Origin of the sequence: Pseudomonas sp. GM21, from assembly GCF_000282215.1 — a bacterium.
Lineage (GTDB): Bacteria > Pseudomonadota > Gammaproteobacteria > Pseudomonadales > Pseudomonadaceae > Aquipseudomonas.
On the sequence record NZ_AKJS01000144.1, the window covers coordinates 18,293 to 42,794 of the forward strand.

At 56.1% G+C, this 24,502-nt stretch carries 25 protein-coding genes; 5 read left to right on the top strand and 20 right to left on the bottom strand.

Features of this window, described 5'->3' with window-relative positions:
* Positions 1–19: 19 nt before the first annotated feature.
* The 3 genes from PMI22_RS05895 to PMI22_RS05885 all read right to left on the bottom strand — a co-directional run bounded on the left by PMI22_RS05895 (position 20) and on the right by PMI22_RS05885 (position 2,086).
* Positions 20–646: a glutathione S-transferase family protein gene (locus tag PMI22_RS05895; RefSeq protein WP_007948072.1), complete on the bottom strand. Its 627-nt coding sequence runs from the start codon at positions 644–646 to the stop codon at positions 20–22.
* Positions 647–775: 129 nt separating this feature from the next.
* The gene (locus PMI22_RS05890; protein WP_007948073.1) at positions 776–1,678 is read right to left on the bottom strand and encodes a LysR family transcriptional regulator; all 903 of its coding nucleotides are present in this window, start codon (positions 1,676–1,678) and stop codon (positions 776–778) included.
* 72 nt (positions 1,679–1,750) lie between these two features.
* On the bottom strand, positions 1,751–2,086 hold the full coding sequence (locus tag PMI22_RS05885) for a hypothetical protein (RefSeq protein ID WP_007948074.1): 336 nt from the start codon (positions 2,084–2,086) through the stop codon (positions 1,751–1,753).
* Between the two features lie 393 nt (positions 2,087–2,479).
* On the opposite strand from PMI22_RS05885, the gene PMI22_RS05880 reads away from it, so the two are divergent.
* From PMI22_RS05880 to PMI22_RS05860, 5 genes are read left to right on the top strand one after another with little or no spacing between them, the layout of a single operon-like run.
* Entirely contained in the window at positions 2,480–3,952 is a 1,473-nt protein-coding gene (locus PMI22_RS05880; RefSeq protein WP_007948075.1) for a cytochrome c oxidase subunit II, read from the top strand.
* 49 nt (positions 3,953–4,001) lie between these two features.
* Positions 4,002–5,774: a cytochrome c oxidase subunit I gene (ctaD, locus tag PMI22_RS05875; RefSeq protein WP_007948076.1), complete on the top strand. Its 1,773-nt coding sequence runs from the start codon at positions 4,002–4,004 to the stop codon at positions 5,772–5,774.
* The gene (locus PMI22_RS05870) at positions 5,771–6,463 is read left to right on the top strand and encodes a cytochrome c oxidase subunit 3 (RefSeq protein WP_007948077.1); all 693 of its coding nucleotides are present in this window, start codon (positions 5,771–5,773) and stop codon (positions 6,461–6,463) included. The genes ctaD and PMI22_RS05870 overlap by 4 nt, the downstream gene beginning before the upstream one ends.
* 6 nt (positions 6,464–6,469) lie before the next feature.
* Positions 6,470–7,174 (top strand): heme-copper oxidase subunit III family protein, encoded by a 705-nt coding sequence (locus PMI22_RS05865; RefSeq protein WP_007948078.1) that lies wholly within the window; start codon positions 6,470–6,472, stop codon positions 7,172–7,174.
* Positions 7,175–7,187: 13 nt separating this feature from the next.
* Positions 7,188–7,505 (top strand): cytochrome C oxidase subunit IV family protein, encoded by a 318-nt coding sequence (locus tag PMI22_RS05860; RefSeq protein WP_007948079.1) that lies wholly within the window; start codon positions 7,188–7,190, stop codon positions 7,503–7,505.
* A gap of 32 nt (positions 7,506–7,537) precedes the next feature.
* Here PMI22_RS05860 and PMI22_RS05855 read toward each other — a convergent pair whose 3' ends face one another.
* The 17 genes from PMI22_RS05855 to mnmG form a co-directional block, all read right to left on the bottom strand.
* Complete coding sequence (locus PMI22_RS05855) at positions 7,538–8,098, bottom strand: hypothetical protein (protein ID WP_007948081.1); 561 nt, start codon at positions 8,096–8,098, stop codon at positions 7,538–7,540.
* Positions 8,099–8,488: 390 nt separating this feature from the next.
* Positions 8,489–10,336 carry a glutamine--fructose-6-phosphate transaminase (isomerizing) gene (gene glmS, locus PMI22_RS05850; RefSeq protein WP_007948082.1) on the bottom strand — a complete coding sequence of 616 codons (1,848 nt, stop codon included), beginning with the start codon at positions 10,334–10,336 and terminating at the stop codon, positions 8,489–8,491.
* A 1-nt stretch (position 10,337) separates the two neighbouring features.
* Positions 10,338–11,114, bottom strand: a complete 777-nt coding sequence (locus tag PMI22_RS05845; RefSeq protein ID WP_007948083.1) for a DeoR/GlpR family DNA-binding transcription regulator — start codon at positions 11,112–11,114, stop codon at positions 10,338–10,340.
* 180 nt (positions 11,115–11,294) lie between these two features.
* Positions 11,295–12,662, bottom strand: a complete 1,368-nt coding sequence (gene glmU / locus PMI22_RS05840) for a bifunctional UDP-N-acetylglucosamine diphosphorylase/glucosamine-1-phosphate N-acetyltransferase GlmU (RefSeq protein WP_007948084.1) — start codon at positions 12,660–12,662, stop codon at positions 11,295–11,297.
* 116 nt (positions 12,663–12,778) lie between these two features.
* Positions 12,779–13,204, bottom strand: coding sequence for a F0F1 ATP synthase subunit epsilon (locus PMI22_RS05835; RefSeq protein ID WP_007948085.1), 426 nt, complete (start codon positions 13,202–13,204; stop codon positions 12,779–12,781).
* Between the two features lie 45 nt (positions 13,205–13,249).
* The gene (gene atpD, locus PMI22_RS05830; protein WP_007948086.1) at positions 13,250–14,629 is read right to left on the bottom strand and encodes a F0F1 ATP synthase subunit beta; all 1,380 of its coding nucleotides are present in this window, start codon (positions 14,627–14,629) and stop codon (positions 13,250–13,252) included.
* 27 nt (positions 14,630–14,656) lie between these two features.
* Positions 14,657–15,517 (bottom strand): F0F1 ATP synthase subunit gamma, encoded by an 861-nt coding sequence (gene atpG / locus PMI22_RS05825; RefSeq protein WP_007948087.1) that lies wholly within the window; start codon positions 15,515–15,517, stop codon positions 14,657–14,659.
* A 50-nt stretch (positions 15,518–15,567) separates the two neighbouring features.
* Positions 15,568–17,112, bottom strand: a complete 1,545-nt coding sequence (gene atpA / locus PMI22_RS05820; RefSeq protein ID WP_007948088.1) for a F0F1 ATP synthase subunit alpha — start codon at positions 17,110–17,112, stop codon at positions 15,568–15,570.
* A gap of 21 nt (positions 17,113–17,133) precedes the next feature.
* A complete protein-coding gene (locus tag PMI22_RS05815; protein ID WP_007948089.1) occupies positions 17,134–17,670 on the bottom strand; it encodes a F0F1 ATP synthase subunit delta in 537 nt (178 codons plus the stop codon).
* Positions 17,671–17,682: 12 nt separating this feature from the next.
* Positions 17,683–18,153 (bottom strand): F0F1 ATP synthase subunit B, encoded by a 471-nt coding sequence (locus tag PMI22_RS05810; protein ID WP_007948090.1) that lies wholly within the window; start codon positions 18,151–18,153, stop codon positions 17,683–17,685.
* Positions 18,154–18,209: 56 nt separating this feature from the next.
* Positions 18,210–18,467, bottom strand: coding sequence for a F0F1 ATP synthase subunit C (gene atpE, locus PMI22_RS05805; RefSeq protein WP_002555987.1), 258 nt, complete (start codon positions 18,465–18,467; stop codon positions 18,210–18,212).
* Positions 18,468–18,600: 133 nt separating this feature from the next.
* The gene (atpB, locus tag PMI22_RS05800; RefSeq protein ID WP_007948091.1) at positions 18,601–19,470 is read right to left on the bottom strand and encodes a F0F1 ATP synthase subunit A; all 870 of its coding nucleotides are present in this window, start codon (positions 19,468–19,470) and stop codon (positions 18,601–18,603) included.
* A gap of 16 nt (positions 19,471–19,486) precedes the next feature.
* A complete protein-coding gene (locus tag PMI22_RS05795; protein ID WP_007948092.1) occupies positions 19,487–19,894 on the bottom strand; it encodes a F0F1 ATP synthase subunit I in 408 nt (135 codons plus the stop codon).
* A 148-nt stretch (positions 19,895–20,042) separates the two neighbouring features.
* On the bottom strand, positions 20,043–20,915 hold the full coding sequence (locus tag PMI22_RS05790; RefSeq protein WP_007948093.1) for a ParB/RepB/Spo0J family partition protein: 873 nt from the start codon (positions 20,913–20,915) through the stop codon (positions 20,043–20,045).
* 9 nt (positions 20,916–20,924) lie between these two features.
* A complete protein-coding gene (locus PMI22_RS05785) occupies positions 20,925–21,722 on the bottom strand; it encodes a ParA family protein (RefSeq protein ID WP_007948095.1) in 798 nt (265 codons plus the stop codon).
* Positions 21,723–21,740: 18 nt separating this feature from the next.
* Positions 21,741–22,385 carry a 16S rRNA (guanine(527)-N(7))-methyltransferase RsmG gene (gene rsmG / locus PMI22_RS05780; RefSeq protein WP_007948096.1) on the bottom strand — a complete coding sequence of 215 codons (645 nt, stop codon included), beginning with the start codon at positions 22,383–22,385 and terminating at the stop codon, positions 21,741–21,743.
* On the bottom strand, positions 22,382–24,274 hold the full coding sequence (mnmG, locus tag PMI22_RS05775; protein WP_007948099.1) for a tRNA uridine-5-carboxymethylaminomethyl(34) synthesis enzyme MnmG: 1,893 nt from the start codon (positions 24,272–24,274) through the stop codon (positions 22,382–22,384). Before mnmG ends, rsmG begins: the two co-directional genes overlap by 4 nt.
* Positions 24,275–24,502: the final 228 nt, after the last annotated feature.

The window sequence follows — 24,502 nt, forward strand, 5'->3', positions numbered from 1 at the left end:
AGCAGGTCGGGCCAAAGTATCAGGCTGTTTTTTGCAAACCGGCCACGGTGCGCGGCATGCCGACGAAACCAGGCAAGGCTTCAATACGCGCCAGCCAGGTGCGGATGTTGGCGTAGTCGTCCAACGAGACATTGCCTTCCGGCGCATGGGCGATGTAGCTGTAGGCGGCCACATCGGCGATGGTGGGCTCGGCGCCCGCCAGGTACGGCGTTGTGGCCAATTCCTGATCGATCACTTTGAGCACGGTATGGGAATAAGCGATGACCTCTTGCGCGTTATAAGGCGCGCCAAACACCGTGATCAGCCGCGCCCTGGCCGGGCCGAAGGCAATCGGTCCGGCGGCAACGGACAACCACCGCTGAACCTTTGCAGCTGCAACCGGATCGGTTGGTAGCCAGCGACCGTTTCCATATTTCTGCGCCAGATAAACCAGGATCGCGTTGGAGTCGGCCAACACCACGCCTTGATCATCAAGCACCGGAACCTGACCAAACGCATTGAGCGCCAGAAAGCCCGGTTGCTTGTGCTCGCCCTTGGCCAAATCGACCAGGATCAGCTCGGTCGGCAGTTGCAGCAACGACAACATCAGTTCCACACGGTGAGCATGGCCGGAACGAGGGAAGTTGTAGAGTTTGATCGCTTGCATGGTCGACTCCGCTGGGTGTGGCGCCATTCAGGAAAGATCAGCACCGAGGGACGCTATCTTCCACCCGCATCCAAAACATCAGAATACCCAGCAAACGCAATCCATTATTTCACCCAGCGAAATAACCCATCAACCGCGCAGGGCTGGATGCTCTCTTAATGCCTTCACTGTGAAGTCGACAAAACTGCGGACTCGCGTGGGCGCCTTGCGGCCCCCCTGGTAGATCACATGAATGGGCAACGGAGGCAACTCGAAGTCGGCCAGCACGATCTCCAGCTCACCGGCGGCCACCTTACTGGCCACTTGATAAGACAGGACCCGGGTGAATCCCAAACCCAGGCATGCCGCCGTGATGGCCCCCTGATTGGCGGTGACCACCAGACGCGGTTCCGGGCGAACATTCAGCAGCTCATGCGCGTCAAGGAATGACCAGGTTCTGTGCTGCCCAATGGCCGATGTTGCAACGACCGGCGCACCGCTGAGCTCATTGGGGTGCCGTGGCCTGCCACGGGCCGCCAAAAACGCCGGGGAAGCGCAGATCACCCACCGCACCTCGCCCACGTGAATCGCATGTTGATTGCTGTCAGGCAGCTCAGCGATACGCACCGCCACATCAATGCCCTCTTCGACCATGCTTACAACACGGTCGATCAATAAGGCATTGATGCTGACTTCAGGGAATTGCGTGAGATAACCGACCATCAACGGCGTGACAAACATCTCACCGAACAAAACCGGCGCGGTGATCGTCAGTTGCCCACGAGGCTGGGCATGACTGCCCGCCGCCGAATCCTCCGCTTCCTGCACTTCGGCAAGAATCCTCCGACAATCTTCCAGATATCGCTGCCCCGCCTCACTCAAATGCACGCTGCGGGTGGTGCGCGTCAGCAATAGCGTGCCAATGCGCTCCTCCAGCGCTGCCACCGCACGGGTGACACTGGCCGCCGACAGGCCCAAACGCCTCGCTGCCGCCGAGAACCCCTGTTCCTGCGCAACGGCAGCGAAGACCTGCATTTCCTGAAATCGGTCCATGGGGCATGTCCTTTACTCAGATAAAAAAAATCGCAGTTGTAGGCTGCGATTTTTAGTATCACGTAGTGGCTTCTAAAGCTGCTGATCAATCAAAACCGCGTTGGTATAAATCAAGCTTCCATCGCTCGCTCTATGCCCGACCAAATGGTACTGACCGCGCTCATGGTGCAAGTAGACGCGCATTTGACAGTCGGACAAGGGGCCATATCCTTCGGGTATTTTCAGATCCAATGTAGCCATGTCGACATCGACCATGACTTCACGATCGTGCGACTTTTGCAGGTGTTCTTCAGCTTGCTCCAGGCGCTGACGGAGAGGGACATCGACGTAAAAATGGATTTCACCCACGGGGGTGGATTTTTTGTCTCTGCTGGGTTTGCACCACCCCTCGATCGTCAGGGCACTCATGACGAAACCTCCGTTGTGGACTGTTGGACTCTGTATCTCTGTTCTCTTCTCAATGACAGCCGTTTTTGGCCGGTTCTGCCATCCGTCATCGGAATTGAGTATAGCCGGCGATCGGACCGCGCTGCTGTAACCGTGTCGGCAAATGTCATGTAGTCTCATGAGGCGAGGCTGAATATCTATCGATATATGTAGCGAATCGCTTTAAACAATTAACTTAATGTTCCAATTGGAATATTGATCATCCGTTTTCCCGGAAAAAGCGCTGGTTCCGTCCATGCACTATACTTCTTGCTGATTTTACCGTCGCAATGGATGGTACTTGTCTGCCCTGCTTGGACGTCAGTGGCGATGCGTTTGCATCACCAGTGAACAACAGGAATAGGATGAAGAGAAATGGCAATAGCAATTATCTTGATTCTAATCGTTATTGCATCAGTGCTGTTTCATATACTTGCGCCTTGGCACGCGACCCCGGCAGCGTCCAACTGGGGGTCAATAGACACCACCCTGTTCATCACCCTGATCATTAGCGGAATATTTTTCATCGCCATCACGGTATTCATGGCGGTTGCCGTGATGCGATATCGTCACAAGGAGGGTTCCAGGGCGGCCTACCAGCCAGAAAACAAGAAGCTGGAAACATGGTTGATTATCGTGACCTCGGTCGGTATTGCCGCGATGTTGGCGCCGGGGCTGGTTGTTTACAGTGACTTCATCCGGGTGCCGAAAAATGCCTATGAACTTGAAGTGGTCGCCCAACAGTGGCAGTGGGCCTTTCGTTTTCCCGGCCAGGACGGGAAACTGGGAAAATCGGATATCAAGTTTGTTGATTCAACCAATCCTTTCGGCCTTGACCCCAAGGATCCTGTTGGGCAAGACGATGTGCTTGTAAGAAACAATGAAGTTCGCCTGCCGCTCGATAAGCCAGTCAAAGTATTACTGCGCTCTAAAGATGTGTTACACAATTTCTATGTACCGCAAATTCGCAGCAAGATGGACATGGTGCCGGGGATGGTGTCGTACTTTTGGTTTACGCCAACTAAAGTCGGGAAATACGAAATCCTTTGCGCTGAATTTTGTGGTGTAGGTCATTACAACATGCGCGGCCAGATGATCGTGGAAGAGCTGGGCGCCTTTGATCAATGGCTGAACAGCCAGCCGACTTTTGCTCAGACATTAACGAATGCCGCCAAACCCAGTCGGGACAGCGTGCTGGAAAAAGGTCGTCAGTTGGTCGAAAAATACGGCTGCGGTGCCTGCCATAGCCAGGATGGCAGTTCCAGTCTCGGCCCGGGATGGAAGGGTTTGTACGGCCGCACTGAACAGCTTGTCGATGGCACCAGCGTGCAGGTCGATGAGGCCTATCTGAAAGAGTCGATTCTCGATCCAAAGGCCCGACTGGTACAGGGCTACCCGCCGGTCATGGTGGCCTATACTCTCAATGACGAAGAACTGGGTGCTCTCGTCGCCCTGATCAAATCGCTGGGTGCAGCGCAGCAAGACAATGAACCCTCTCCCAGCGACGCGTCGGACACCGGTGACGACCTGGCGACGCAGGGTCAGCGCCTGGCCGGGTCGCTCGGTTGTCTGGCCTGTCACAGTGTCGATGGCAGCAAGGGTATCGGCCCCGGCTGGCAGGGCCTGTATGGCAAGACAGAAACCCTGGCCGACGGTACGAGTATCAAGGTCGATGACGGTTATATAAAGGAGTCGGTTCTTAATCCCGGCGCCAAAGTCGTCAAAGGCTATGCAGCCGTCATGCCGCCACTTGCTCCGAGTGATCAGGAGTTGAACGCACTGATCGCTTTTATCAAATCCATAACGAATGCCGACGCCGATGCGAGCAAGGCGGAGCCAGGGAAGTAGCCGTAAAGCAGCCAGGAATGCACCGAAACTTCGATAGGAGGATGACGTGATGGCCTATGCGGAGCAAGCCGAGACAGAAGCACTGCACGAGCCCAAAAGTTTCCTGACCAAATATATCTGGAGTCAGGACCACAAGGTCATAGCCATCCAATATTCCGTGACGGCTATATTCGTGGGCGTTATCGCCGTGGTGTTGTCCGGCTTGATGCGCATACAGATAGGCTTCCCCGGCACTTTGGAGTTCATGGACGCCAGTGCTTACTATCAGGCAATGACCATGCACGGCATGATCATGGTCATTTACTTGCTGACAGCCTTGTTTCTGGGTGGCTTCGGCAACTATCTGATCCCGCTGATGGTGGGCGCCCGCGACATGGTCTTCCCCTATGTCAACATGCTGAGTTACTGGTTCTACCTGCTAGCGGTAGTGGTATTACTCTCCAGTTTCTTTGTCCCGGGCGGCCCCACCGGTTCGGGCTGGACGCTCTATCCGCCACAGTCCATTTCTCAGGGGACACCAGGGGTCGAGTGGGGCATCGTCATGATGCTCGTCTCACTGGCGATTTTTATTGTCGCTGCCACCATGGGCGGGTTGAACTACGTCACCACGGTGTTGCAGGCGCGTACGCACGGCATGACATTGTTTCGCATGCCGCTCTCCGTATGGGGGATTTTCATGGCCTCGATTATGGCCTTGTTGGCGTTCCCGGCGTTATTTGTCAGTGCGGTCATGATGCTGTTCGACAAGCTGTTGGGCACCAGCTTCTTCATGCCGGCGATGATCTCGCTGGGGCAGCAGGTCGATCACCAGGGTGGCAGCCCGATATTATTCCAGCACCTGTTCTGGTTCTTCGGCCACCCGGAGGTCTACATTGTTGCCCTCCCGGCGTTTGGTCTGGTCTCCGACTTGATCAGCACGCATGCGCGTAAAAATATCTTCGGCTACCGAATGATGGTGTGGGCCATTATCGCGATTGGCGTACTCAGCTTTGTGGTCTGGGCGCACCATATGTATGTCAGCGGAATGAACCCCTACTTTGGCTTTTTCTTCGCCGTCACCACCCTGATCATCGCGGTGCCGACCGCACTGAAAGTCTACAACTGGGTGCTGACTCTTTGGCGCGGCGACATCCACCTGACCGTGCCGATGCTGTTTGCCCTGGCCTTTATCGTCACCTTCCTGGTCGGCGGCCTGACCGGGTTGTTTCTGGGCAATGTGATCGTGGATATTCCGCTGTCGGACACCTATTTCGTCGTAGCCCATTTTCATATGGTCATGGGTGTTGCACCGGTACTGGTGGTGTTCGGCGGCATTTATCATTGGTACCCGAAAATAACCGGGCGCATGTTGAACGACACCCTGGGCAAGCTGCATTTCTGGATTACCTTTCTGGGCACCTACGCCATCTTCTTCCCCATGCACTACCTGGGATTCCAGGGCATGCCACGCCGTTACTACGCCTATGAAAACTACGCGTTCATCCCGCAGTCAGCGCAAGATTTGAATGCCGTCATTACGGTGATCGCATTGACCGTTGGCGTTTCCCAGCTGCTGTTCCTGTTCAACCTGGCCTGGAGTGCATTCAAGGGCAAGCCCGCAGGCAGTAATCCTTGGGGGGCGGCCAGTCTGGAATGGCAAACGCCGAACACTCCGCCGATACACGGTAACTGGGGAGCCAAGCTGCCGGTCGTGCATCGCTGGGCCTATGACTACAGCGTACCGGGAATAGAACAGGATTTCGTTCCGCAAACGGTCTCCGCCGAAGAACTGGAGCATATGCGCCAACTGAGTGCCGGAAAGATAGCGGACGTTAAAACATGAGCAGGTTGCTATTGAGAAACGCCGACGGCGCGGACCCCGGCGGTAGCTGGAGTCGCGATCCGGAGGGTATTCAGGCCGGCGAGGGTGCCGAAAGAAACCAGACCGCAAGAGTGGGCCTGCGCTTGTTTCTGGTTGTCGTGAGTTCGCTATTCTTTCTCTTCCTGATCGCCTTTATTGCCCGCTCACAAATGGCCGACTGGCTGCCCCTGACAGAGCCCTTGGCGCCGTTAGCCAATCTCTGGCAGTTATGGCTGAATTCGGCTTTTCTGGTATTCGGCTGCATCGCACTGCAATGGTCGCGAATGGCCGCCCGACAAGCGCGACTGGGCGCAACGGCCATTGGTTTTGCATTGGGGGGCGTGTTTGCCATTGCCTTTCTGATGGGGCAACTCTGGGTCTGGCAGCAGTTTGTCGCCTGGGGCTACTTTGTCGCCAGCAATCCGGCCAACAGTTTCTTCTATCTGTTGACCGGCCTGCATGGGCTCCACCTGCTGGGGGGGCTGATCGCCTGGGGCTGGATCGTCGCTAAATTTCTGCGTCATGTACCACTGGCACAAATCAGCGCCAGCGTAGAGTTCTGTGCCATCTATTGGCATTACTTGCTGGGCCTTTGGTTCGTGCTATTCGCGCTGCTGGCCAGCACGCCGCAAACCTATGAAGCAATCGCCAGATTCTGCGGCCTGAGGTGAAAAGCCATGGCATCGCAACCACTTGCCCCAAGCGAAACCAGTTCATCCAATCTACCGCCTGCACCGGGATGGCAGGGCATCGCCAGCGACTGGTCCTCGGATAGGGAGGCCTTCAAGCAGGTCCCTTGGGGCAAGGCGATGATGTGGATATTCCTGCTCAGCGATACTTTTATATTCAGCTGTTTTTTAACTGGCTACATGTCGGTACGCATGACCATCACCACGGCTTGGCCGAACCCCAGTGAAGTGTTCGCATTGACGATCGGCGGTAAAGAAATCCCGCTTATTCTGATCGCCATCATGACCTTTGTACTGATCAGTAGCAGTGGCACCATGGCCATGGCCGTTAACTACGCCTATCGCCGTGATCGCGCGAAAACCACTGCCCTGATGCTGGCGACCGCTGCCTTGGGTGTGGCCTTCGTCGGCATGCAGGCATTTGAATGGAGCAAGCTCATCGCCGAAGGAGTGCGTCCCTGGGGAAACCCCATGGGGGCGGCACAATTTGGTGCCAGCTTTTTCATGATTACCGGTTTCCACGGACTGCATGTGTCAATCGGCGCCCTCTACCTCAGCATTGTGGCACTGAAAGTATCGCGGGGAGATTATGAGCGCTCCGGAAACTATCAGAACGTCGAAATAGCCGGGCTTTACTGGCACTTCGTGGATTTGGTTTGGGTGTTTATTTTTGCTTTCTTCTATTTATGGTAGAGGAGCACCAGTGATGGCACATGCTCAGGGTCAGCAACATCCAATCAGTTTGTACCTTAAAATCTGGGGGCTGTTATTCGTCCTCAGTACGCTCTCGTACCTGGTCGACTATTTCCAGTTCCATGGTTACCTTCGGTGGTCCCTGATTATTACTTTCATGTTGTTGAAGGCAGGTTTAATTGTCTCCATCTTCATGCATATGGCCTGGGAGCGGCTGGCGATGGTCTACGCCATATTGGTGCCACCTTTATGTTTGCTGGTGCTCATAGGACTAATGGCCTCTGAGGCGGACTATGTTTTCCTCAGCCGGGTCATTTCCTTCAGCCAATAACCAGCTTCCCGATGACCTTGAGTTTGCGGGGGCTAACCCGATATCACTCGCTTGAATTGATGCCATTTGTGCTGCCAGGCGACTGTCCAGTGGGGGGCAGCCGCTCCCGTGCCGGCGATTTTCAGCGTTGGATGATGTTCGATGACCCGGGTCAATACCGATTCCTGATTCGGTTCAACATCCACGAAGAAGATATGTTTTCCATCTTCTATCATCTGCTTGAAATTGCGAAAGTGAGTGTTCGGCACCTGGAACCCAAAAAAACCGCCTTCCCAGATGCAGAAGCCCAAAATAACAATGGCAAGGAAGATAAAAGGCATCCAGCCTGCGGCGGATTCAGTCCAACCCAACCAATAAGCGCTACCCAGGACCAGCGCTGCGAGTGGCACACCGACCGCCGCACCAATCTCACCAGAGTGGACAGCATCTTGTTCCATTAACGAGCTAATCTCGTGGAGGTGATGTTGTTCAACATCAGCAATTTTTTCACTGAGCACATGTATTTGTTCGGAATTGATGCCGCTGGCCTCCAATTCATTTTCAACGGCTTCGAGATCGTCGAGATTGTCACTGATGTAATAGTGCCGATTCATGCCACACCTCCCATCTCGCGTTTGCTGTAGACCTCCTCTGTCCTGCAGCCTTTAACCGAGATTTGCCGTCGGTATATGAACCCGTGGGGAACATTGCACACTTCATGCAATTCGAAAGAAGTATAGCACCCGCTATCATGCTGAGAATGAAGCGTCAAGAACTGAAGGCAGCATCTGGGGCTAGGGCGCTACGACCCACTCTGTAGGCGAAGTGCCATGAGAGGGAAACGTCGGGAGCATTACTGGAAGAGAGGGGAATCCCATGCTGTTGGGCGCAGTGCAGGGTGCAGCGCAGTAGTGTCCCAACCTGACGACAAGATTGTGAATTTCAAAAACGATTGCGGTTGCTTCCCCGACACAGGGAAGCAACCGGGATCACTTGTGGATAACTTATTCCACCGTTACCGACTTCGCCAGGTTCCGCGGCTGGTCAACGTCCGTGCCTTTCAACACAGCAACGTAGTACGACAGCAACTGCAGCGGGATGGTGTAGAGGATAGGCGAAAGGATGTCGTGGATGTGCGGCATGTGCACAACGTGCGTGCCTTCACCATTGGTCATGCCGGCCTGTTCGTCTGCAAAGACGATCAATTGGCCGCCACGGGCGCGGACTTCCTGGAGGTTGGATTTCAACTTCTCCAGCAGTTCGTTGTTCGGCGCCACGGTCACCACGGGCATGTCGTTATCCACAAGCGCCAACGGGCCGTGTTTCAGCTCGCCAGCCGGGTAGGCTTCAGCGTGGATGTAGGAGATTTCCTTGAGTTTCAGGGCCCCTTCCATCGCTACCGGGAATTGCGCGCCGCGGCCGAGGAACAGGGTGTGGTTCTTCTCGGCGAACAACTCGGCGATTTTCTCCACGGTGCTGTCCATGGCCAGGGCTTCGCCCAAGCGGGTTGGCAGACGACGCAACTCTTCAACCAGAGTCGCTTCGACGCCTTTGGCCAATGTCCCGCGAACCTGACCCAGGGACAGGGTCAGTAACAGCAAGCCTACCAGTTGAGTGGTGAAGGCTTTGGTCGAGGCCACGCCGATTTCGCGACCGGCCTGGGTTAGCAGGGTCAGGTCGGACTCGCGCACCAACGAACTGATGCCGACGTTGCAGATTGCCAGGCTGGCGAGGTAGCCCCCTTCTTCTCTTGAAAGCTCCTTGGCGTTGCGCAGTGCCGCGAGGGTGTCGGCGGTTTCACCGGACTGCGAAATGGTCACGAACAGGGTGTCTGGCTGCACCACGACTTTGCGGTAGCGGAATTCGCTGGCGACTTCGACCTGGCACGGGATGCCGGCAAGTTCTTCCAGCCAGTAACGGGCAACCATACCGGCGTGATAGCTGGTGCCGCAGGCAACGATCTGCACGTTGCGCACTTTGGCGAACAGTTCGGCCGCCTGTGGACCGAACGCTTGAACCAGCACGCCGTTCGGGCTCAGACGACCTTCGAGGGTGCGTTGAACAACAGACGGTTGCTCGTGGATTTCCTTGAGCATGAAGTGACGGAACTCGCCCTTGTCCGCCGCTTCGGCACCGTCGCGATACTGCACGGTTTCGCGCTCGACGGCTTTGCCGTCAACGTCCCAGATATGCACGCTGTCGCGGCGAATCTCAGCGATATCGCCTTCTTCCAGGTACATGAAACGGTCAGTAACCTGGCGCAGGGCCAGTTGGTCGGAAGCGAGGAAGTTTTCACCCAGGCCCAGGCCAATCACCAACGGGCTGCCGCTACGAGCGGCAACCAGACGGTCCGGCTGCTGAGCGCTGATGACCGCCAGGCCATAAGCACCGTGCAGCTCTTTGACCGTAGCCTTGAGGGCAGCGGTCAGGTCGGGCAAATCCTTGAGTTTGTGATTCAACAGGTGGGCAATGACTTCAGTGTCGGTGTCCGAGGTGAACACGTAACCCAAAGCTTTCAACTGCTCGCGCAAGGCTTCGTGGTTTTCAATGATGCCGTTGTGCACCACGGCCAGGTCGCCGGAGAAATGCGGGTGGGCGTTACGTTCGCAGGGTGCGCCGTGTGTCGCCCAGCGGGTATGGGCGATGCCGAGGCGACCCACCAGTGGCTCGGCTTCAAGCGCGTTTTCCAGCTCGCTGACCTTGCCCGGACGACGCATGCGTTCGAGTTTTTCATCGTTGGTGAAGACCGCCACACCGGCGCTGTCATAGCCACGGTATTCCAGGCGTTTGAGGCCTTCGAGCAGGATGGCGGTGATGCTACGTTCTGCGACTGCGCCGACAATTCCACACATGCTATTTCTCCTGACTGACAGCCGCGCAAATCAAATTGATTCCGCGAGCCTGAATCTGATCGCGCGCCGAAAGCGATAGGCGATCATCGGTAATAAGGGTATGGACGCTGCTCCATGGCAGTTCCAGGTTGGGGATTTTGCGGCCGATCTTGTCGGCCTCCACCATCACGACGACTTCGCGGGCGACTTCTGCCATGACCCGGCTCAATCCCAGTAATTCGTTGAAAGTGGTGGTACCGCGGACCAGATCGATGCCATCGGCACCGATAAACAACTGGTCAAAATCGTAAGAGCGCAGGACCTGCTCGGCGACCTGTCCCTGAAAGGACTCGGAATGCGGGTCCCAAGTACCGCCGGTCATCAACAGCACCGGCTCGTGTTCGAGCTCGCTCAACGCATTGGCAACGTGCAGCGAATTGGTCATCACCACCAAACCTGGCTGTTGACCGAGTTCAGGAATCATCGCAGCCGTGGTACTGCCGCTGTCGATGATGATTCGCGCATGCTCACGAATACGTGTGACAGCGGCGCGGGCGATGGCTTGTTTGTATTTGGAGACGGGCTGGCCGATGTCAGCGACCAGCTCCTGAGGCATGGTGATCGCACCGCCATAACGACGCAGCAGCAGGCCGTTACTTTCCAGCGCCGCCAAATCCTTGCGAATCGTAACTTCCGAAGTTTCAAAGCGCTTTGCCAGCTCATCCACACTCACTTCGCCCTGCTCGTTGAGCAAGGTGAGAATATTGTGTCGGCGTTGGGGTGTATTGCGCTTCGACATGGCTGGGTAAGTTTCGATTCGAAAGATAACGGAAGCAATCAAAACCTATTGGCGAATTTTCGTCAAGCGCGTTGCGATAAAAAGGCCTGTGCATAACTAAAAAATCGCAGCTTGCGGTGGGGTCGCTTTGAGCACCTGCCGCAAACTGCGATTTTTTGATTTTGAAGCGCTGTGGATAACTCAGCTCTTCTTGACCTTTTCCGGCCGCTTCCAGCCGTCGATATTCTTTTGCCGTGCCCGGCCCACCGCTAACTGTGCGTTATCCACATTCTGCGTAATGGTCGAACCGGCCGCCGTGGTTGCACCGGAAGAGATATCCACAGGCGCCACCAACGAGTTGTTGGAACCGATGAACACATCTTCACCCAGCACGGTTTTCCACTTGTTGACGCCGTCGTAGTTGCAGGTGATGGTGCCTGCGCCAATGTTGGTGCGCGCACCGATCTCGGCGTCCCCAAGGTAAGCCAGATGACCGGCCTTCGCGCCTTCACCCAAATGTGCGTTCTTCAGTTCGACGAAGTTACCCACATGCGCGCGAGCCTCAAGTACGGTGCCCGGACGCAGACGCGCGAACGGACCGGCATCGCTGCCCTCGCCCAGAATTGCGCCTTCGATATGGCTGTTGGCCTTGATCACCACGCCTTTGCGCAAGGTACTGTCCTTGATCACACAGTTCGGGCCGATCACCACGTCGTCTTCGATGACTACTTTGCCTTCGAGGATCACGTTGATATCAATCAGCACATCGCGGCCGACAGTGACTTCACCACGCACATCGAAACGAGCCGGGTCACGCAGGGTCACGCCTTGAGCCATCAAACGGCGGCCGGCGCGCAATTGATAGTGACGCTCGAGTTCGGAAAGTTGCTTGCGGTCATTGGCGCCCTGCACTTCCATGGCATCGTGAGGTTGCTCGGTGGCCACCACCAACCCATCGCTGACCGCCATGGCGATCACGTCGGTGAGGTAGTACTCGCCTTGGGCATTGTTGTTGGAGAGACGGCTCATCCAGCCACCCAGTTGTGCGAAAGGCAGGGCGAGAATGCCGGTGTTGCCTTCAGTGATCGCACGCTCGTCTTCGTTGGCGTCTTTTTGCTCAACGATGGCGGTGACCTTGCCGTTGGTATCACGGACGATTCGGCCATAGCCGGTCGGGTCGTCCAGTTCAACAGTGAGCAAGCCCAGTTGCTGCGGCGCCACTTTCTTGAGCAGGCGTTGCAGGGTATCGACTTCGATAAGTGGCACGTCACCGTAAAGAATCAGTACGGTATCGGACTCAATGAACGGCACAGCCTGTGCTACCGCATGACCGGTACCCAGTTGTTTGTCCTGCAGAACGAAATTCAGATCGTCCGCCGCCAAGCGCTCACGTACCGCTTCGGCGCCATGGCCAATCACTACATGGATGCGCTGTGGATCAAGTTGTCGGGCGCTGTGGATAACATGGCCAAGCATTGAATTGCCGGCGATCGGGTGCAGAACTTTTGGCAACGCCGAGCGCATGCGGGTGCCTTGGCCGGCAGCGAGGATAACGATTTCTAGAGACATGACTGGCTACCAATCCTGGGTGGTCAGCGGCTGCGACCAGGTGATGAAAGTCGGAATAGAAAAAAGGGTAGCCGAGGCTACCCTTTTTAATCAATCGCGCAACAAGTAATGGCCTATTAGTGGCCAAACTTCTTGCGGATCTGCTGGACGGTGCGCAGCTGAGCTGCAGCCTCGGCCAGACGTGCGGAAGCAGAACCGTAGTCGAATTCCGCGCCCCGCTCATGCAAGGCCTTCTCGGCAGCCTTAACGGCTTCCTGAGCGGAGGCTTCGTCCAGGTCGCCAGCGCGTTGCACGGTGTCGGCAAGAACCTTGACCATGTTCGGCTGAACCTCGAGGAAACCGCCGGAGATGTAATACACCTCCTCTTCCCCGCCCTGCTTGACCAGGCGGATCGGGCCCGGCTTGAGATTAGTGATCAACGGCGCGTGACCCAGTGCGATACCAAGATCACCGAGTGCACCGTGCGCAATCACCATCTCGACCAGACCGGAAAAGATTTCTCCTTCCGCGCTGACGATATCGCAATGGACTGTCATAGCCATCTGATTGCCTCAACCTAAATTAGCGCCCGTTTCCGGGCGCCGGGATTACAGTTTCTTGGCTTTCTCGATCGCTTCTTCGATGCCGCCGACCATGTAGAACGCTTGTTCTGGCAGGTGGTCGTAGTCACCGTTGAGGATGCCTTTGAAGCCAGCAATGGTGTCTTTCAGGGAAACGTATTTACCCGAAGAACCGGTGAAGACTTCAGCCACGAAGAACGGCTGCGACAAGAAACGCTGGATCTTACGAGCACGGTTTACCAACTGCTTGTCTTCTTCCGACAGCTCGTCCATACCCAGAATCGCAATGATGTCCTTCAGTTCTTTGTAACGCTGCAGAACGTACTGTACACCGCGAGCAGTGTCGTAGTGGTCCTGGCCGATTACGTTCGGGTCCAGCTGGCGCGAAGTCGAGTCGAGTGGATCGATTGCCGGGTAGATACCCAGGGAAGCGATGTCACGGGACAGAACGACGGTGGCGTCCAAGTGGGCGAAAGTGGTCGCTGGCGACGGGTCAGTCAAGTCATCCGCAGGTACGTATACCGCTTGGATCGAGGTGATCGAACCGTTTTTGGTCGAAGTGATACGCTCTTGCAGAGTACCCATCTCTTCGGCCAGGGTCGGCTGGTAACCTACTGCGGAAGGCATACGGCCCAGCAGTGCGGATACTTCAGTACCGGCCAAGGTGTAACGATAGATGTTGTCGACGAACAGCAGAACGTCGTTACCTTCGTCACGGAACTTCTCGGCCATGGTCAGGCCGGTCAGTGCTACGCGCAGACGGTTACCCGGCGGCTCGTTCATCTGACCGTAAACCAGTGCCACTTTGTCCAGAACGTTGGAATCCTTCATCTCGTGGTAGAAGTCGTTACCCTCACGAGTACGCTCACCCACACCGGCGAACACGGAATAACCGCTGTGCTCGATGGCGATGTTACGGATCAATTCCATCATGTTTACGGTTTTGCCTACACCGGCACCACCGAACAGACCGACTTTACCACCCTTGGTGAACGGGCAAACAAGGTCGATGGCCTTGATGCCGGTTTCCAGCAGGTCGTTGCCGCCCGCTTGTTCAGCGAAGGTTGGCGCAGGACGGTGAATGCCCCAGCGCTCTTCGGTGTCGATCGGGCCAGCTTCGTCGATCGGGTTGCCCAGAACGTCCATGATCCGGCCCAGAGTCGCTTTACCGACCGGTACGGAGATGGCGGAACCGGAGTCGATGACGTCCAGACCACGCTTCAAGCCCTCGGTGGAGCCCATCGCAATGGTACGAACCACGCCGTCGCCCAGCTGTTGCTGAACTTCCAGAGTGGTTGCGGCCGCGCTTTGTACAGTCAGCGCGTTGTAGATGCTCGGTACGCTGTCGCGTGGGAATTCCACGTCGATAACGGCGCCGATGATTTGAACGATACGTCCGCTACTCATAGCTGGATCCTCTGAATATTTGAACCGTTAAACCGCGGCAGCGCCGCCGACGATTTCCGAGATCTCTTGGGTGATCGCAGCCTGACGCGCCTTGTTGTAGATCAGCTGCAAATCGCTGATCAAATCACCGGCGTTGTCGGTAGCGTTCTTCATCGCGATCATCCGCGCAGCTTGTTCAGCCGCGTTGTTCTCGACCACCGCCTGGTAGACCTGCGACTCCACGTAACGAACCATCAAGCCGTCAAGCAGCTCTTTGGCGTCCGGTTCGTAGAGATAGTCCCAGTGGTGCTTGAGTCCTTGATCCGGGGTTGCCACCAGCGGAACCAACTGCTCCACGGTAGGCTGTTGCGTCATGGTGTTGACGAACTTGTTGGATACCACGGACAGGCGGTCAATACGGCCGTCCAGGTAGGCATCCAGCATCACCTTGACGCTGCCGATCAGGTCATTGATCGACGGCTCTTCACCCAAGTGGCTGATAGCTGCTACGACGTTGCCGCCGAAGTTGCGGAAGAAAGCCGCACCCTTGCTACCCACTACACACAGATCAATCTCGACGCCGTTTTCGCGGTTTACCGCCATGTCCTTGACCAAGGCCTTGAACAGGTTGGTATTCAAACCACCACACAAACCACGGTCAGAGCTCACCACAACGTAACCGACGCGCTTTACTTCACGCTCGATCATGAACGGGTGGCGATATTCCGGGTTGGCGTTGGCCAAATGACCAATAACCTGGCGGATGCGCTCCGCATAAGGACGGCTAGCAGCCATGCGCATTTGTGCCCTGCGCATTTTACTGACCGCCACTTTTTCCATGGCGCTGGTAATCTTTTGCGTGCTTTTGATGCTCGCAATCTTACTGCGAATCTCTTTTGCGCCTGCCATGTAACACCTATCAGGTTAGCAAGCGGGAGCCTTGCGGCTCCCGCTGCGGCTTACCAGGTTTGGGTCGCCTTGAACTTCTCGATACCGGCTTTCATGCCCGCATCGATTTCGTCGTTGAAGTCGCCCTTCACGTTGATCTTCGCCATCAAATCGGCGTGATCGCGGTTGAAGAAGGAAATCAGCGCTTGTTCAAAGCTACCGATCTTGGCGATTGCGACGTCAGTCAAGAACCCACGCTCAGCGGCATACAGCGACAGCGCCATGTCAGCAATCGACATTGGTGCGTATTGCTTCTGCTTCATCAGCTCGGTAACGCGCTGACCATGGTCAAGTTGCTTACGGGTCGCTTCGTCCAGGTCAGATGCAAACTGGGCGAATGCCGCCAGTTCACGGTACTGAGCCAGAGCGGTACGGATACCACCGGAGAGCTTCTTGATGATCTTGGTCTGAGCGGCACCCCCCACACGGGATACCGAAACACCGGCGTTCACTGCAGGACGGATCCCGGAGTTGAAAATGGCCGATTCCAGGAAGATCTGACCGTCGGTGATGGAGATCACGTTGGTCGGAACGAACGCGGAAACGTCACCAGCCTGGGTTTCGATGATCGGCAGTGCGGTCAGGGAACCGGTTTTGCCGGTCACTGCGCCGTTGGTGAACTTCTCTACATACTCTTCCGAAACGCGGGATGCGCGCTCCAGCAGACGGGAGTGGAGATAGAACACGTCGCCTGGGTAAGCTTCACGGCCTGGTGGACGGCGCAGCAGCAGGGAGATCTGGCGATAAGCCACTGCTTGCTTGGACAGATCGTCATAAACGATCAGCGCGTCTTCACCGCGGTCGCGGAAGAATTCACCCATGGTGCAACCGGCATAAGGTGCCAGGTATTGCAGTGCTGCAGATTCCGAAGCGCTCGCTGCCACGATGATGGTGTTAGCCAGTGCGCCGTTTTCTTCCAGCTTGCGAACAATGTTAGCGATGGTCGATTGTTTCTGACCGATGGCTACATAGACGCAGAAGATTCCGCTGTTTTTCTGGTTGATGATCGCGTCGATCGCCAGAGCGGTTTTACCGATCTGACGGTCACCGATGATCAGCTCACGCTGGCCACGGCCGACAGGGATCATGGCATCGACAGCCTTGTAGCCAGTCTGTACAGGCTGGTCTACCGACTTACGCCAGATCACGCCTGGAGCAACTTTCTCGACCGCATCGGTCAAGGTGTTGTTCAGCGGACCTTTGCCATCAATCGGGTTACCCAGTGCGTCGACTACGCGACCCAGCAGTTCCTTACCAACCGGAACTTCGAGGATGCGGCCAGTGCACTTGGCGCTCATGCCTTCAGCCAGAGACTGGTATGCACCCAATACAACGGCACCTACAGAGTCTTGCTCCAGGTTGAGAGCCATACCGAAGACGCCGCCCGGAAACTCGATCATCTCGCCGTACATGACGTCGGCCAGACCGTGAATCCGCACGATACCGTCAGATACGCTGACGACAGTGCCTTCGTTACGGGCTTGGGAGGTCACATCGAGCTTGTCGATGCGGCCCTTGATAATTTCACTTATTTCGGAAGGATTGAGTTGCTGCATTGCTCTGCTGCCCCTTCAAACTCAAGATTTCAATGCTTCGGCAAGGTTCGCGAGTTTGCCGCGAACCGAGCCATCGATAACCAGGTCGCCGGCGCGGATGACAATGCCCCCAATAAGGGATTTGTCTTCCTCGACTTGCAGGCGCACTTCCCGGTTGAGTCGTGCACTGAGAACCTTGGCGAGTTTGTCTTGCTGTTCTTGGTTCAATGCAAAAGCACTGGTCACTTCAACGTCTACCGATTTCTCTTGTTCGGCCTTGTACAGGTCAAACAGAGCGGCGATCTCCGGCAAAAGCGGGAGACGGTCGTTTTCGGCAACGACGTTAATGAAGTTCTGTGCCTTGGCATCAAACTTGTCGCCGCACACGTCAATAAACGTGGCGGCCTTGTCTGCGCTCGTCAGTCGCGGGGCCTTGAGCACGCGCTGCATAGTGTCGTCTTGCGACACTGCTGCAGCCAGGCCGAGCATGGCTGACCAAGAGGCCAGTTGCTGGTGGGCCTGGGCGTGCTCGAAGGCTGCCTTAGCGTAAGGTCGGGCCAACGTGGTCAATTCTGCCATGATCGCCCTCGCTTAAATTTCAGCAGCCAGTTTGTTTACCAGCTCCGCGTGCGCGTTTTGATCGATTGTGGAACCCAGGATCTTCTCGGCGCCGGAGACTGCCAGGCTACCCAGTTGGGCACGCAGCGCGTCTTTGACACTGTTCAGTTCCTGTTCGATCTCGGCCTGAGCCTGAACCTTCACACGGTCAGCGTCGATACGGGCTTTTTCAACAGCCTCTTCAACGATCTGGTTACCGCGTTTCTTGGCTTGCTCAATGATTTCGGCTGCCTGAGCTTTAGCTTCGCGCAGTTGTTGACCCGCTTTATCTTGGGCCAATTCCAGGTCGCGAGCTGCTCGGGCGGCAGCGTCCAGTCCATCCGCAATCTTCTTCTGACGTTCGTGCAAAGCCGCGATGACCGGAGGCCACACGAACTTCATGCAAAACAGTACAAAAATGAAGAACGCAACGGACTGGCCAATCAGGGTTGCATTAATGTTCACGCCAACACCTCGCTCGTTCGTTACACATCACACCAACTACTCGAAGGTTCGAGTAATTAGCCAGCGAGTTGACCAACGAATGGGTTCGCGAAGGTGAAGAACAGAGCGATACCAACACCGATCATGGTTACGGCGTCGAGCAGACCGGCAACGATGAACATTTTAACTTGCAGCATCGGAACCATTTCTGGCTGACGCGCTGCGCCTTCCAGGAACTTGCCACCCAACAGGCCGAAACCAATTGCGGTACCCAGTGCGCCCAGGCCGATCAACAGTGCAACAGCGATAGCGGTTAGACCAACTACAGTTTCCATCTTTCCTCCCGACTTTTACGTCGTATGGTTTAGGTTTTTTAGATTTTAAAGCGGTAAAACAAATCGTTTCATAGCCCTGTTCGGGCACCCACTCGTTTGACCGAGTGGGACATCAGACTAGTCGAGACTGGTCTTAATGGTTCTCTTCGTGCGCCATCGACAGGTAAACGATGGTCAACATCATGAAGATAAACGCCTGCAGGGTGATGATCAGGATGTGGAACACAGCCCACGCCCACTGCAGAACAATGCCCAGGCCGCTAAGCCAGAGCAGACCACTGCCGAACATCACAGCAATCAGAATGAAGACCAGCTCGCCGGCGTACATGTTGCCGAACAGACGCAGTGCCAGGGAAATTGGCTTGGCCACCAGCGTCACGAACTCCAGCAGGAAGTTCACCGGAATCAGCAGGGCTTGAACGAAGATGTTCTTGCTGCCGAACGGGTGCAGGGTCAGTTCGCCGAGGAAGCCGCCGATGCCCTTGACCTTGATGCTGTAGAAAATGATCAACGCGAACACCGACAGGGCCATGCCCAGGGTAGCGTTCGGGTCAGTGGTCGATACGGCACGGAACGGAATGTGCGAATCGCCAGTGATCAGGATGGCCAGCTGAGGAATCCAGTCGACCGGGATCAGGTCGACGGCGTTCATCAGGAAGACCCAGACGAAGATGGTCAGTGCCAGCGGTGCAATCACCGGGCTACGGCCATGGAAGCTGTCTTTCACGCTGCCATCGACGAATTCGACCAATACTTCAACGAAGTTCTGCAAAGCACCAGGCTGACCGGAAGTCGCCTTCTTTGCCGCCATGCGGAAAAGAAGAACGAAGATCAGACCCAACGCGACCGACCAGCCGAGAGTATCGACGTGGAAAGCCCAGAAGCCCATTTCCTTGGCTTCTGCTGCGGTGTGGGCAAAACCCCACCCGCCAGTTGGGTGCTGACCGAAGGTCAGGTTCTGCAAGTGGTGCTGGATATAGCCCGAAGCGGTTGTCTCTGCCATGGTTGCCTCAAACGCCCTAAGGTCTCGAAAGTCTTGTTCTCATCAGCAGGGGCGCGAACCAGCTGACCAGTTGGGTCAACACGAAGACGCCGAATACAGCTAGCGGCGCCAATGGCTTCACACCTGCAAACGTCAATGCAAAGAGCACTGCCGTCAAAATCAGTTTGCCCGCCTCGCCGGCATAAAATGACCGGACGATGGCTTGAGCTGCTCGGGCGCCGGAAAACCGAAATGCCCTGTGAGCGAAATAAACATTGGGAAGCAAGGCTATCAGGCCTCCGCAGAGTCCTGAGTACCCGGCTACGACTCCATGCCAGTACCAGAGCGCCAGGGCGGCCAGTACCAAAACGACAAATTGAGCCAGTAAGACCGGAAAAACTGCCAGGCGATGGAACGGCAAGCGGTTTGGCGTGCGGCTCTCCATCGTTTTTGCTCCCCAATGATCGGCTGCCAGAATTCAATAACTTGGCATAATTTGTGCCGACAAAATGCGCGCAGAGTATAGGGGCGGTTCAGCCCCTATTCAACTGTCAGGTAGTGATTTCCGACTGCACGCTACATGAGGAAATGTTTCAACGAATGTGTGCAAGCACACCCTGTAACTCGTCGAGGGAGTTGTAACCAATCACCAACTGCCCCTTCCCCTTCTTACCGTGGCGAATCTGCACCGCAGAGCCTAGGCGCTCGGCCAGACGCTGTTCAAGTCGGGCTATATCCGGGTCCGGTTTTACCGGTTCGGCAGGTTCCTGTTTGCCACTCAACCACTGGCGAACCAGTGCTTCAGTCTGGCGCACAGTCAGCCCCCGTGCGACAACGTGTCGCGCCCCTTCTACCTGTTGATTCTCCGGTAAACCGAGCAAAGCCCGCGCATGACCCATTTCCAGGTCACCGTGCGACAGCATGGTTTTGATAACCTCCGGCAACGCGATCAAGCGTAGCAGGTTGGCCACGGTCACGCGGGATTTGCCCACCGCTTCGGCAACCTGTTGCTGAGTCAGCTGGAATTCGTGCTGCAAACGCTGCAACGCCACGGCTTCTTCGATCGGATTGAGGTCTTCACGCTGGATGTTCTCGATCAGCGCCATGGCGATGGCCGTTTCATCCGGTACATCACGAACCATCGCCGGGATGGTTTCCTGGCCGGCCTGCTGGCTCGCGCGCCAGCGGCGTTCGCCGGCGATGATTTCGAAGCGACCACTACCGATCGGGCGGACCACGATCGGCTGCATCACGCCCTGGGCCTTGATCGACTGCGCCAGTTCTTCCAGCGCTTGAGGATCCATATCCCGACGGGGTTGGTACTTGCCACGCTGGATCAAATCCAGGGGCAGGTGCTGCAACTCACGTTGATCGGCTTGAACCGCTTGTTCTTCCAGCGAGCTGACAGTCGGACCACTCAGCAGTGCATCCAGTCCACGTCCGAGACCTCGTTTCTTGACGGCCATGGGGATTCCTTAAGTTGCCTGAGCAGCGGCGGTGCGTGAGTTTTTGCGTTGACGGCGAACCATCTCGCCCGCCAAAGCCAGATAGGCAATGGCGCCCCGCGATGACTTGTCGTACGCCAATGCCGGCATCCCGTAACTAGGAGCTTCGGCCAGGCGGATGTTGCGCGGAATCACGGTGTCGTAGAGCTGCTCGCCGAAGTGTTCCTTGAGCTGTGCGGACACATCGTTCATCAGGCTCAGGCGCGGGTCGTACATGGTCCGCAACAAACCTTCGACTTTCAGATTCGGGTTCAGCAGTTCGGCGATGCGCTTGATGTTATCCACAAGGTCGCTCAGACCTTCGAGCGCGAAGTACTCGCACTGCATTGGGATAATCACCCCATCGGCGGCAACCAGTGCGTTCAGCGTCAGCATCGATAACGACGGCGGGCAGTCGATCAAAATGTAATCGTAGTTTTCACGGATCGGCGCCAACGCACTGCGCAGGCGGCTTTCCTTCATCTGCATTTCCAGCAGAACCACTTCAGCCGCCGTCAGGTCACGGTTAGCCGGCAACAACTGGTAACCACCGTGTTCGGAGAAGTGCATGGCCTGGGCCAGGTCGCATTCACCGATCAGCAGGTCGTAGACCGAGTTTTCCAGACCGTGTTTATCCACACCGCTACCCATGGTGGCGTTGCCCTGTGGATCGAGATCGATCAGCAGTACCCGACGCTTGGTAGCGACCAGGGAAGCTGCGAGGTTGATGCAGGTGGTGGTTTTACCCACACCACCCTTTTGGTTCGCAATCGCGAATACCTTAGCCATTCTTGCTTGTGTTCCCAATCATGCCGTGCGGCGCAGTATCAGCAGATGGCGTTGGCCTTGGCAACCAGGTACGGCCAGGGCGTGTTCGCTATCGAGGTGGAAGTCTGCCGGCAATGCTACCAGCTCATCAGCCGGATGAACGCCCTTCATTGCCAACCAACGTGTATCGGCGTCGCCGAGGTGGCGAGTCCAGTTGCTGAAGTTCTCCATGCTGCTGAACGCCCGGGAAATGATCCCGTTGAACGGCTGTGCAGGCTGGAAGGCTTCGACGCGACTGTGGATAACTTGCAGGTTATCCAGTTTGAGTTCGAGTTTGACCTGGGTCAGGAAGCGGGTTTTCTTGCCGTTGCTGTCCAGGCAGGTCACTTGGGACTCTGGAAACAGGATGGCCAACGGAATGCCCGGCATGCCGCCGCCGCTGCCGACGTCCAGCCAACGACCGTTTTCGATGAACGACATCACGCTCAAACTATCGAGCAAGTGACGAGAGACCATTTCGTCCGGATCGCGCACGGCGGTCAGGTTGTAGGCCTTGTTCCATTTGATCAACAGGGCCAGATAACCCAGCAGCTGCGCGTGCTGGGTTTCTGTCAGTGTGACACCGAGCTGGCGAGCACCTGTGGATAACTCTTCGGCGTGTTGCGAGGTGACCAACGAACTCAAGCGCTTTGCTCCAACTGACGGCCCGCGCCGCGTTTTTTCAAATGAATCATCAACAGCGAAATGGCTGCCGGGGTTACGCCCGGGATACGTGACGCCTGGCCCAGGGTCTCTGGACGGGTCGCACCGAGCTTGCTCTGGATCTCTTTGGAGAGACCGGAAATATTCGTGTAATCGATATCCACAGGCAGTTTTGTATCTTCGCTGGCCCGCAGACGTGCAATTTCATCCTGTTGACGGTCGATGTAACCGGCGTACTTGGTCTTGATTTCGACCTGTTCGGCGACCTGCGGATCATCTGCACCCCCGCCAGTCACGGCGATCAGGCCAGCGTAGTCGATTTCCGGACGGCTCAAGAGGTTGAGCAAATTGTATTCGTGGGTCAGCGGAGTGCCGAACTTTTCGGAAATTGCATCGCCCTGCTCGGTGCCAGGGCGAACCCAAGTACTTTTCAGACGCTGTTCTTCCAGGTCGATGCTTTCACGTTTTTTGCAGAATGCCGCCCAACGCGCGTCATCGACCAGACCCAGCTCGCGACCTTTTTCGGTCAAACGCAAGTCCGCGTTGTCTTCGCGCAGGATCAGGCGGTACTCGGCACGGGAAGTAAACATCCGGTACGGCTCTTGAGTACCGAGGGTAATCAGGTCGTCGACCAATACACCGATGTACGCCTCGTCGCGGCGCGGGCACCAGGCCTCTTTGCCTTGTGCGCGCAGTGCAGCGTTGGCACCGGCCAGCAAACCCTGGGCGCCGGCTTCTTCGTAACCGGTGGTGCCATTGATTTGCCCTGCGAAAAACAGGCCGCCTATCACTTTGGTTTCCAGGCTGTACTTCAGGTCACGCGGGTCGAAGTAGTCGTACTCGATGGCGTAGCCAGGTCGAACGATGTGCGCGTTTTCCATGCCACGGATCGACTGCACGATCTGCAATTGCACGTCGAACGGCAAGGAGGTGGATATCCCGTTCGGATACAGCTCGTGGGTGGTCAAACCTTCCGGCTCGATAAAGACCTGATGGCTTTCCTTGTCGGCAAAGCGATGGATCTTATCTTCGATCGACGGGCAATAACGCGGGCCGATGCCTTCGATCACCCCGGAATACATCGGCGAACGATCAAGGTTGGAGGCAATGATTTCGTGAGTCCGGGCGTTCGTGTGGGTAATCCAGCAGCTCACCTGTTTTGGATGCTGCTCTTTGGACCCCATGAACGACATCACCGGGATCGGTGTGTCACCTGCTTGCTCGGTCATGACCGAGAAATCCACGGAACGACCGTCGATGCGTGGTGGCGTACCGGTTTTCAGGCGACCTACACGCAGTGGCAATTCACGCAGACGGTGAGCCAGGGCGATCGATGGCGGATCACCGGCTCGACCACCGGAGTAATTCTGCATTCCGATGTGGATAAGTCCGCCGAGGAAGGTGCCAGTGGTCAACACCACAGAGTCCGCGAAGAAACGCAGGCCCATTTGGGTGACAACACCACGCACTTGTTCCTGCTCGACGATCAAGTCGTCAGCGGCTTGCTGAAATATCCACAGGTTCGGCTGGTTCTCCAAGGCTTCGCGGACAGCGGCTTTGTACAGAACCCGATCTGCCTGAGCGCGAGTTGCACGCACGGCCGGGCCTTTGCGGCTGTTCAACACGCGAAACTGGATGCCGCCTTTATCGGTTGCCATGGCCATCGCGCCGCCAAGGGCGTCGATTTCTTTGACCAGATGGCTTTTACCGATCCCGCCAATGGCGGGGTTGCAACTCATTGCTCCGAGGGTTTCCACGTTATGCGTCAGCAACAGGGTTTTTGCACCCATACGTGCTGAGGCCAGTGCTGCCTCGGTACCGGCATGACCGCCGCCGATGACGATCACTTCAAAACGGGAAGGGAAATCCACCACGCACCTCGTGCCTGCTTCAGTTAGGTAATCAGAAATGGTTTGAGCTCAGGTTTCTGGACCTGGTCGGCAAGTATAGGGACTTCGTCCTTCCTAAAGAACCCTTTGCACAAAATTTAACCAGCTGTGGAGAAGTCGGGGTTATAGAAATTAAAAAGAGAGAAATTTATTAAATCTTTGTTTTTATGTTTATTTCTACTGAGGTGCCTTTCTGTGGATAGATTGCTA

Bases quoted from the DNA above. Each gene is read 5' to 3' on its own strand.
- PMI22_RS05895 (WP_007948072.1), bottom strand. From the start codon at position 646: ATGCAAGCGATCAAACTCTACAACTTCCCTCGTTCCGGCCATGCTCAC.
- PMI22_RS05890 (WP_007948073.1), bottom strand. From the start codon at position 1,678: ATGGACCGATTTCAGGAAATGCAGGTCTTCGCTGCCGTTGCGCAGGAA.
- PMI22_RS05885 (WP_007948074.1), bottom strand. From the start codon at position 2,086: ATGAGTGCCCTGACGATCGAGGGGTGGTGCAAACCCAGCAGAGACAAA.
- PMI22_RS05880 (WP_007948075.1), top strand. From the start codon at position 2,480: ATGGCAATAGCAATTATCTTGATTCTAATCGTTATTGCATCAGTGCTG.
- ctaD (WP_007948076.1), top strand. From the start codon at position 4,002: ATGGCCTATGCGGAGCAAGCCGAGACAGAAGCACTGCACGAGCCCAAA.
- PMI22_RS05870 (WP_007948077.1), top strand. From the start codon at position 5,771: ATGAGCAGGTTGCTATTGAGAAACGCCGACGGCGCGGACCCCGGCGGT.
- PMI22_RS05865 (WP_007948078.1), top strand. From the start codon at position 6,470: ATGGCATCGCAACCACTTGCCCCAAGCGAAACCAGTTCATCCAATCTA.
- PMI22_RS05860 (WP_007948079.1), top strand. From the start codon at position 7,188: ATGGCACATGCTCAGGGTCAGCAACATCCAATCAGTTTGTACCTTAAA.
- PMI22_RS05855 (WP_007948081.1), bottom strand. From the start codon at position 8,098: ATGAATCGGCACTATTACATCAGTGACAATCTCGACGATCTCGAAGCC.
- glmS (WP_007948082.1), bottom strand. From the start codon at position 10,336: ATGTGTGGAATTGTCGGCGCAGTCGCAGAACGTAGCATCACCGCCATC.
- PMI22_RS05845 (WP_007948083.1), bottom strand. From the start codon at position 11,114: ATGTCGAAGCGCAATACACCCCAACGCCGACACAATATTCTCACCTTG.
- glmU (WP_007948084.1), bottom strand. From the start codon at position 12,662: ATGTCTCTAGAAATCGTTATCCTCGCTGCCGGCCAAGGCACCCGCATG.
- PMI22_RS05835 (WP_007948085.1), bottom strand. From the start codon at position 13,204: ATGGCTATGACAGTCCATTGCGATATCGTCAGCGCGGAAGGAGAAATC.
- atpD (WP_007948086.1), bottom strand. From the start codon at position 14,629: ATGAGTAGCGGACGTATCGTTCAAATCATCGGCGCCGTTATCGACGTG.
- atpG (WP_007948087.1), bottom strand. From the start codon at position 15,517: ATGGCAGGCGCAAAAGAGATTCGCAGTAAGATTGCGAGCATCAAAAGC.
- atpA (WP_007948088.1), bottom strand. From the start codon at position 17,112: ATGCAGCAACTCAATCCTTCCGAAATAAGTGAAATTATCAAGGGCCGC.
- PMI22_RS05815 (WP_007948089.1), bottom strand. From the start codon at position 17,670: ATGGCAGAATTGACCACGTTGGCCCGACCTTACGCTAAGGCAGCCTTC.
- atpE (WP_002555987.1), bottom strand. From the start codon at position 18,467: ATGGAAACTGTAGTTGGTCTAACCGCTATCGCTGTTGCACTGTTGATC.
- atpB (WP_007948091.1), bottom strand. From the start codon at position 19,470: ATGGCAGAGACAACCGCTTCGGGCTATATCCAGCACCACTTGCAGAAC.
- PMI22_RS05795 (WP_007948092.1), bottom strand. From the start codon at position 19,894: ATGGAGAGCCGCACGCCAAACCGCTTGCCGTTCCATCGCCTGGCAGTT.
- PMI22_RS05790 (WP_007948093.1), bottom strand. From the start codon at position 20,915: ATGGCCGTCAAGAAACGAGGTCTCGGACGTGGACTGGATGCACTGCTG.
- PMI22_RS05785 (WP_007948095.1), bottom strand. From the start codon at position 21,722: ATGGCTAAGGTATTCGCGATTGCGAACCAAAAGGGTGGTGTGGGTAAA.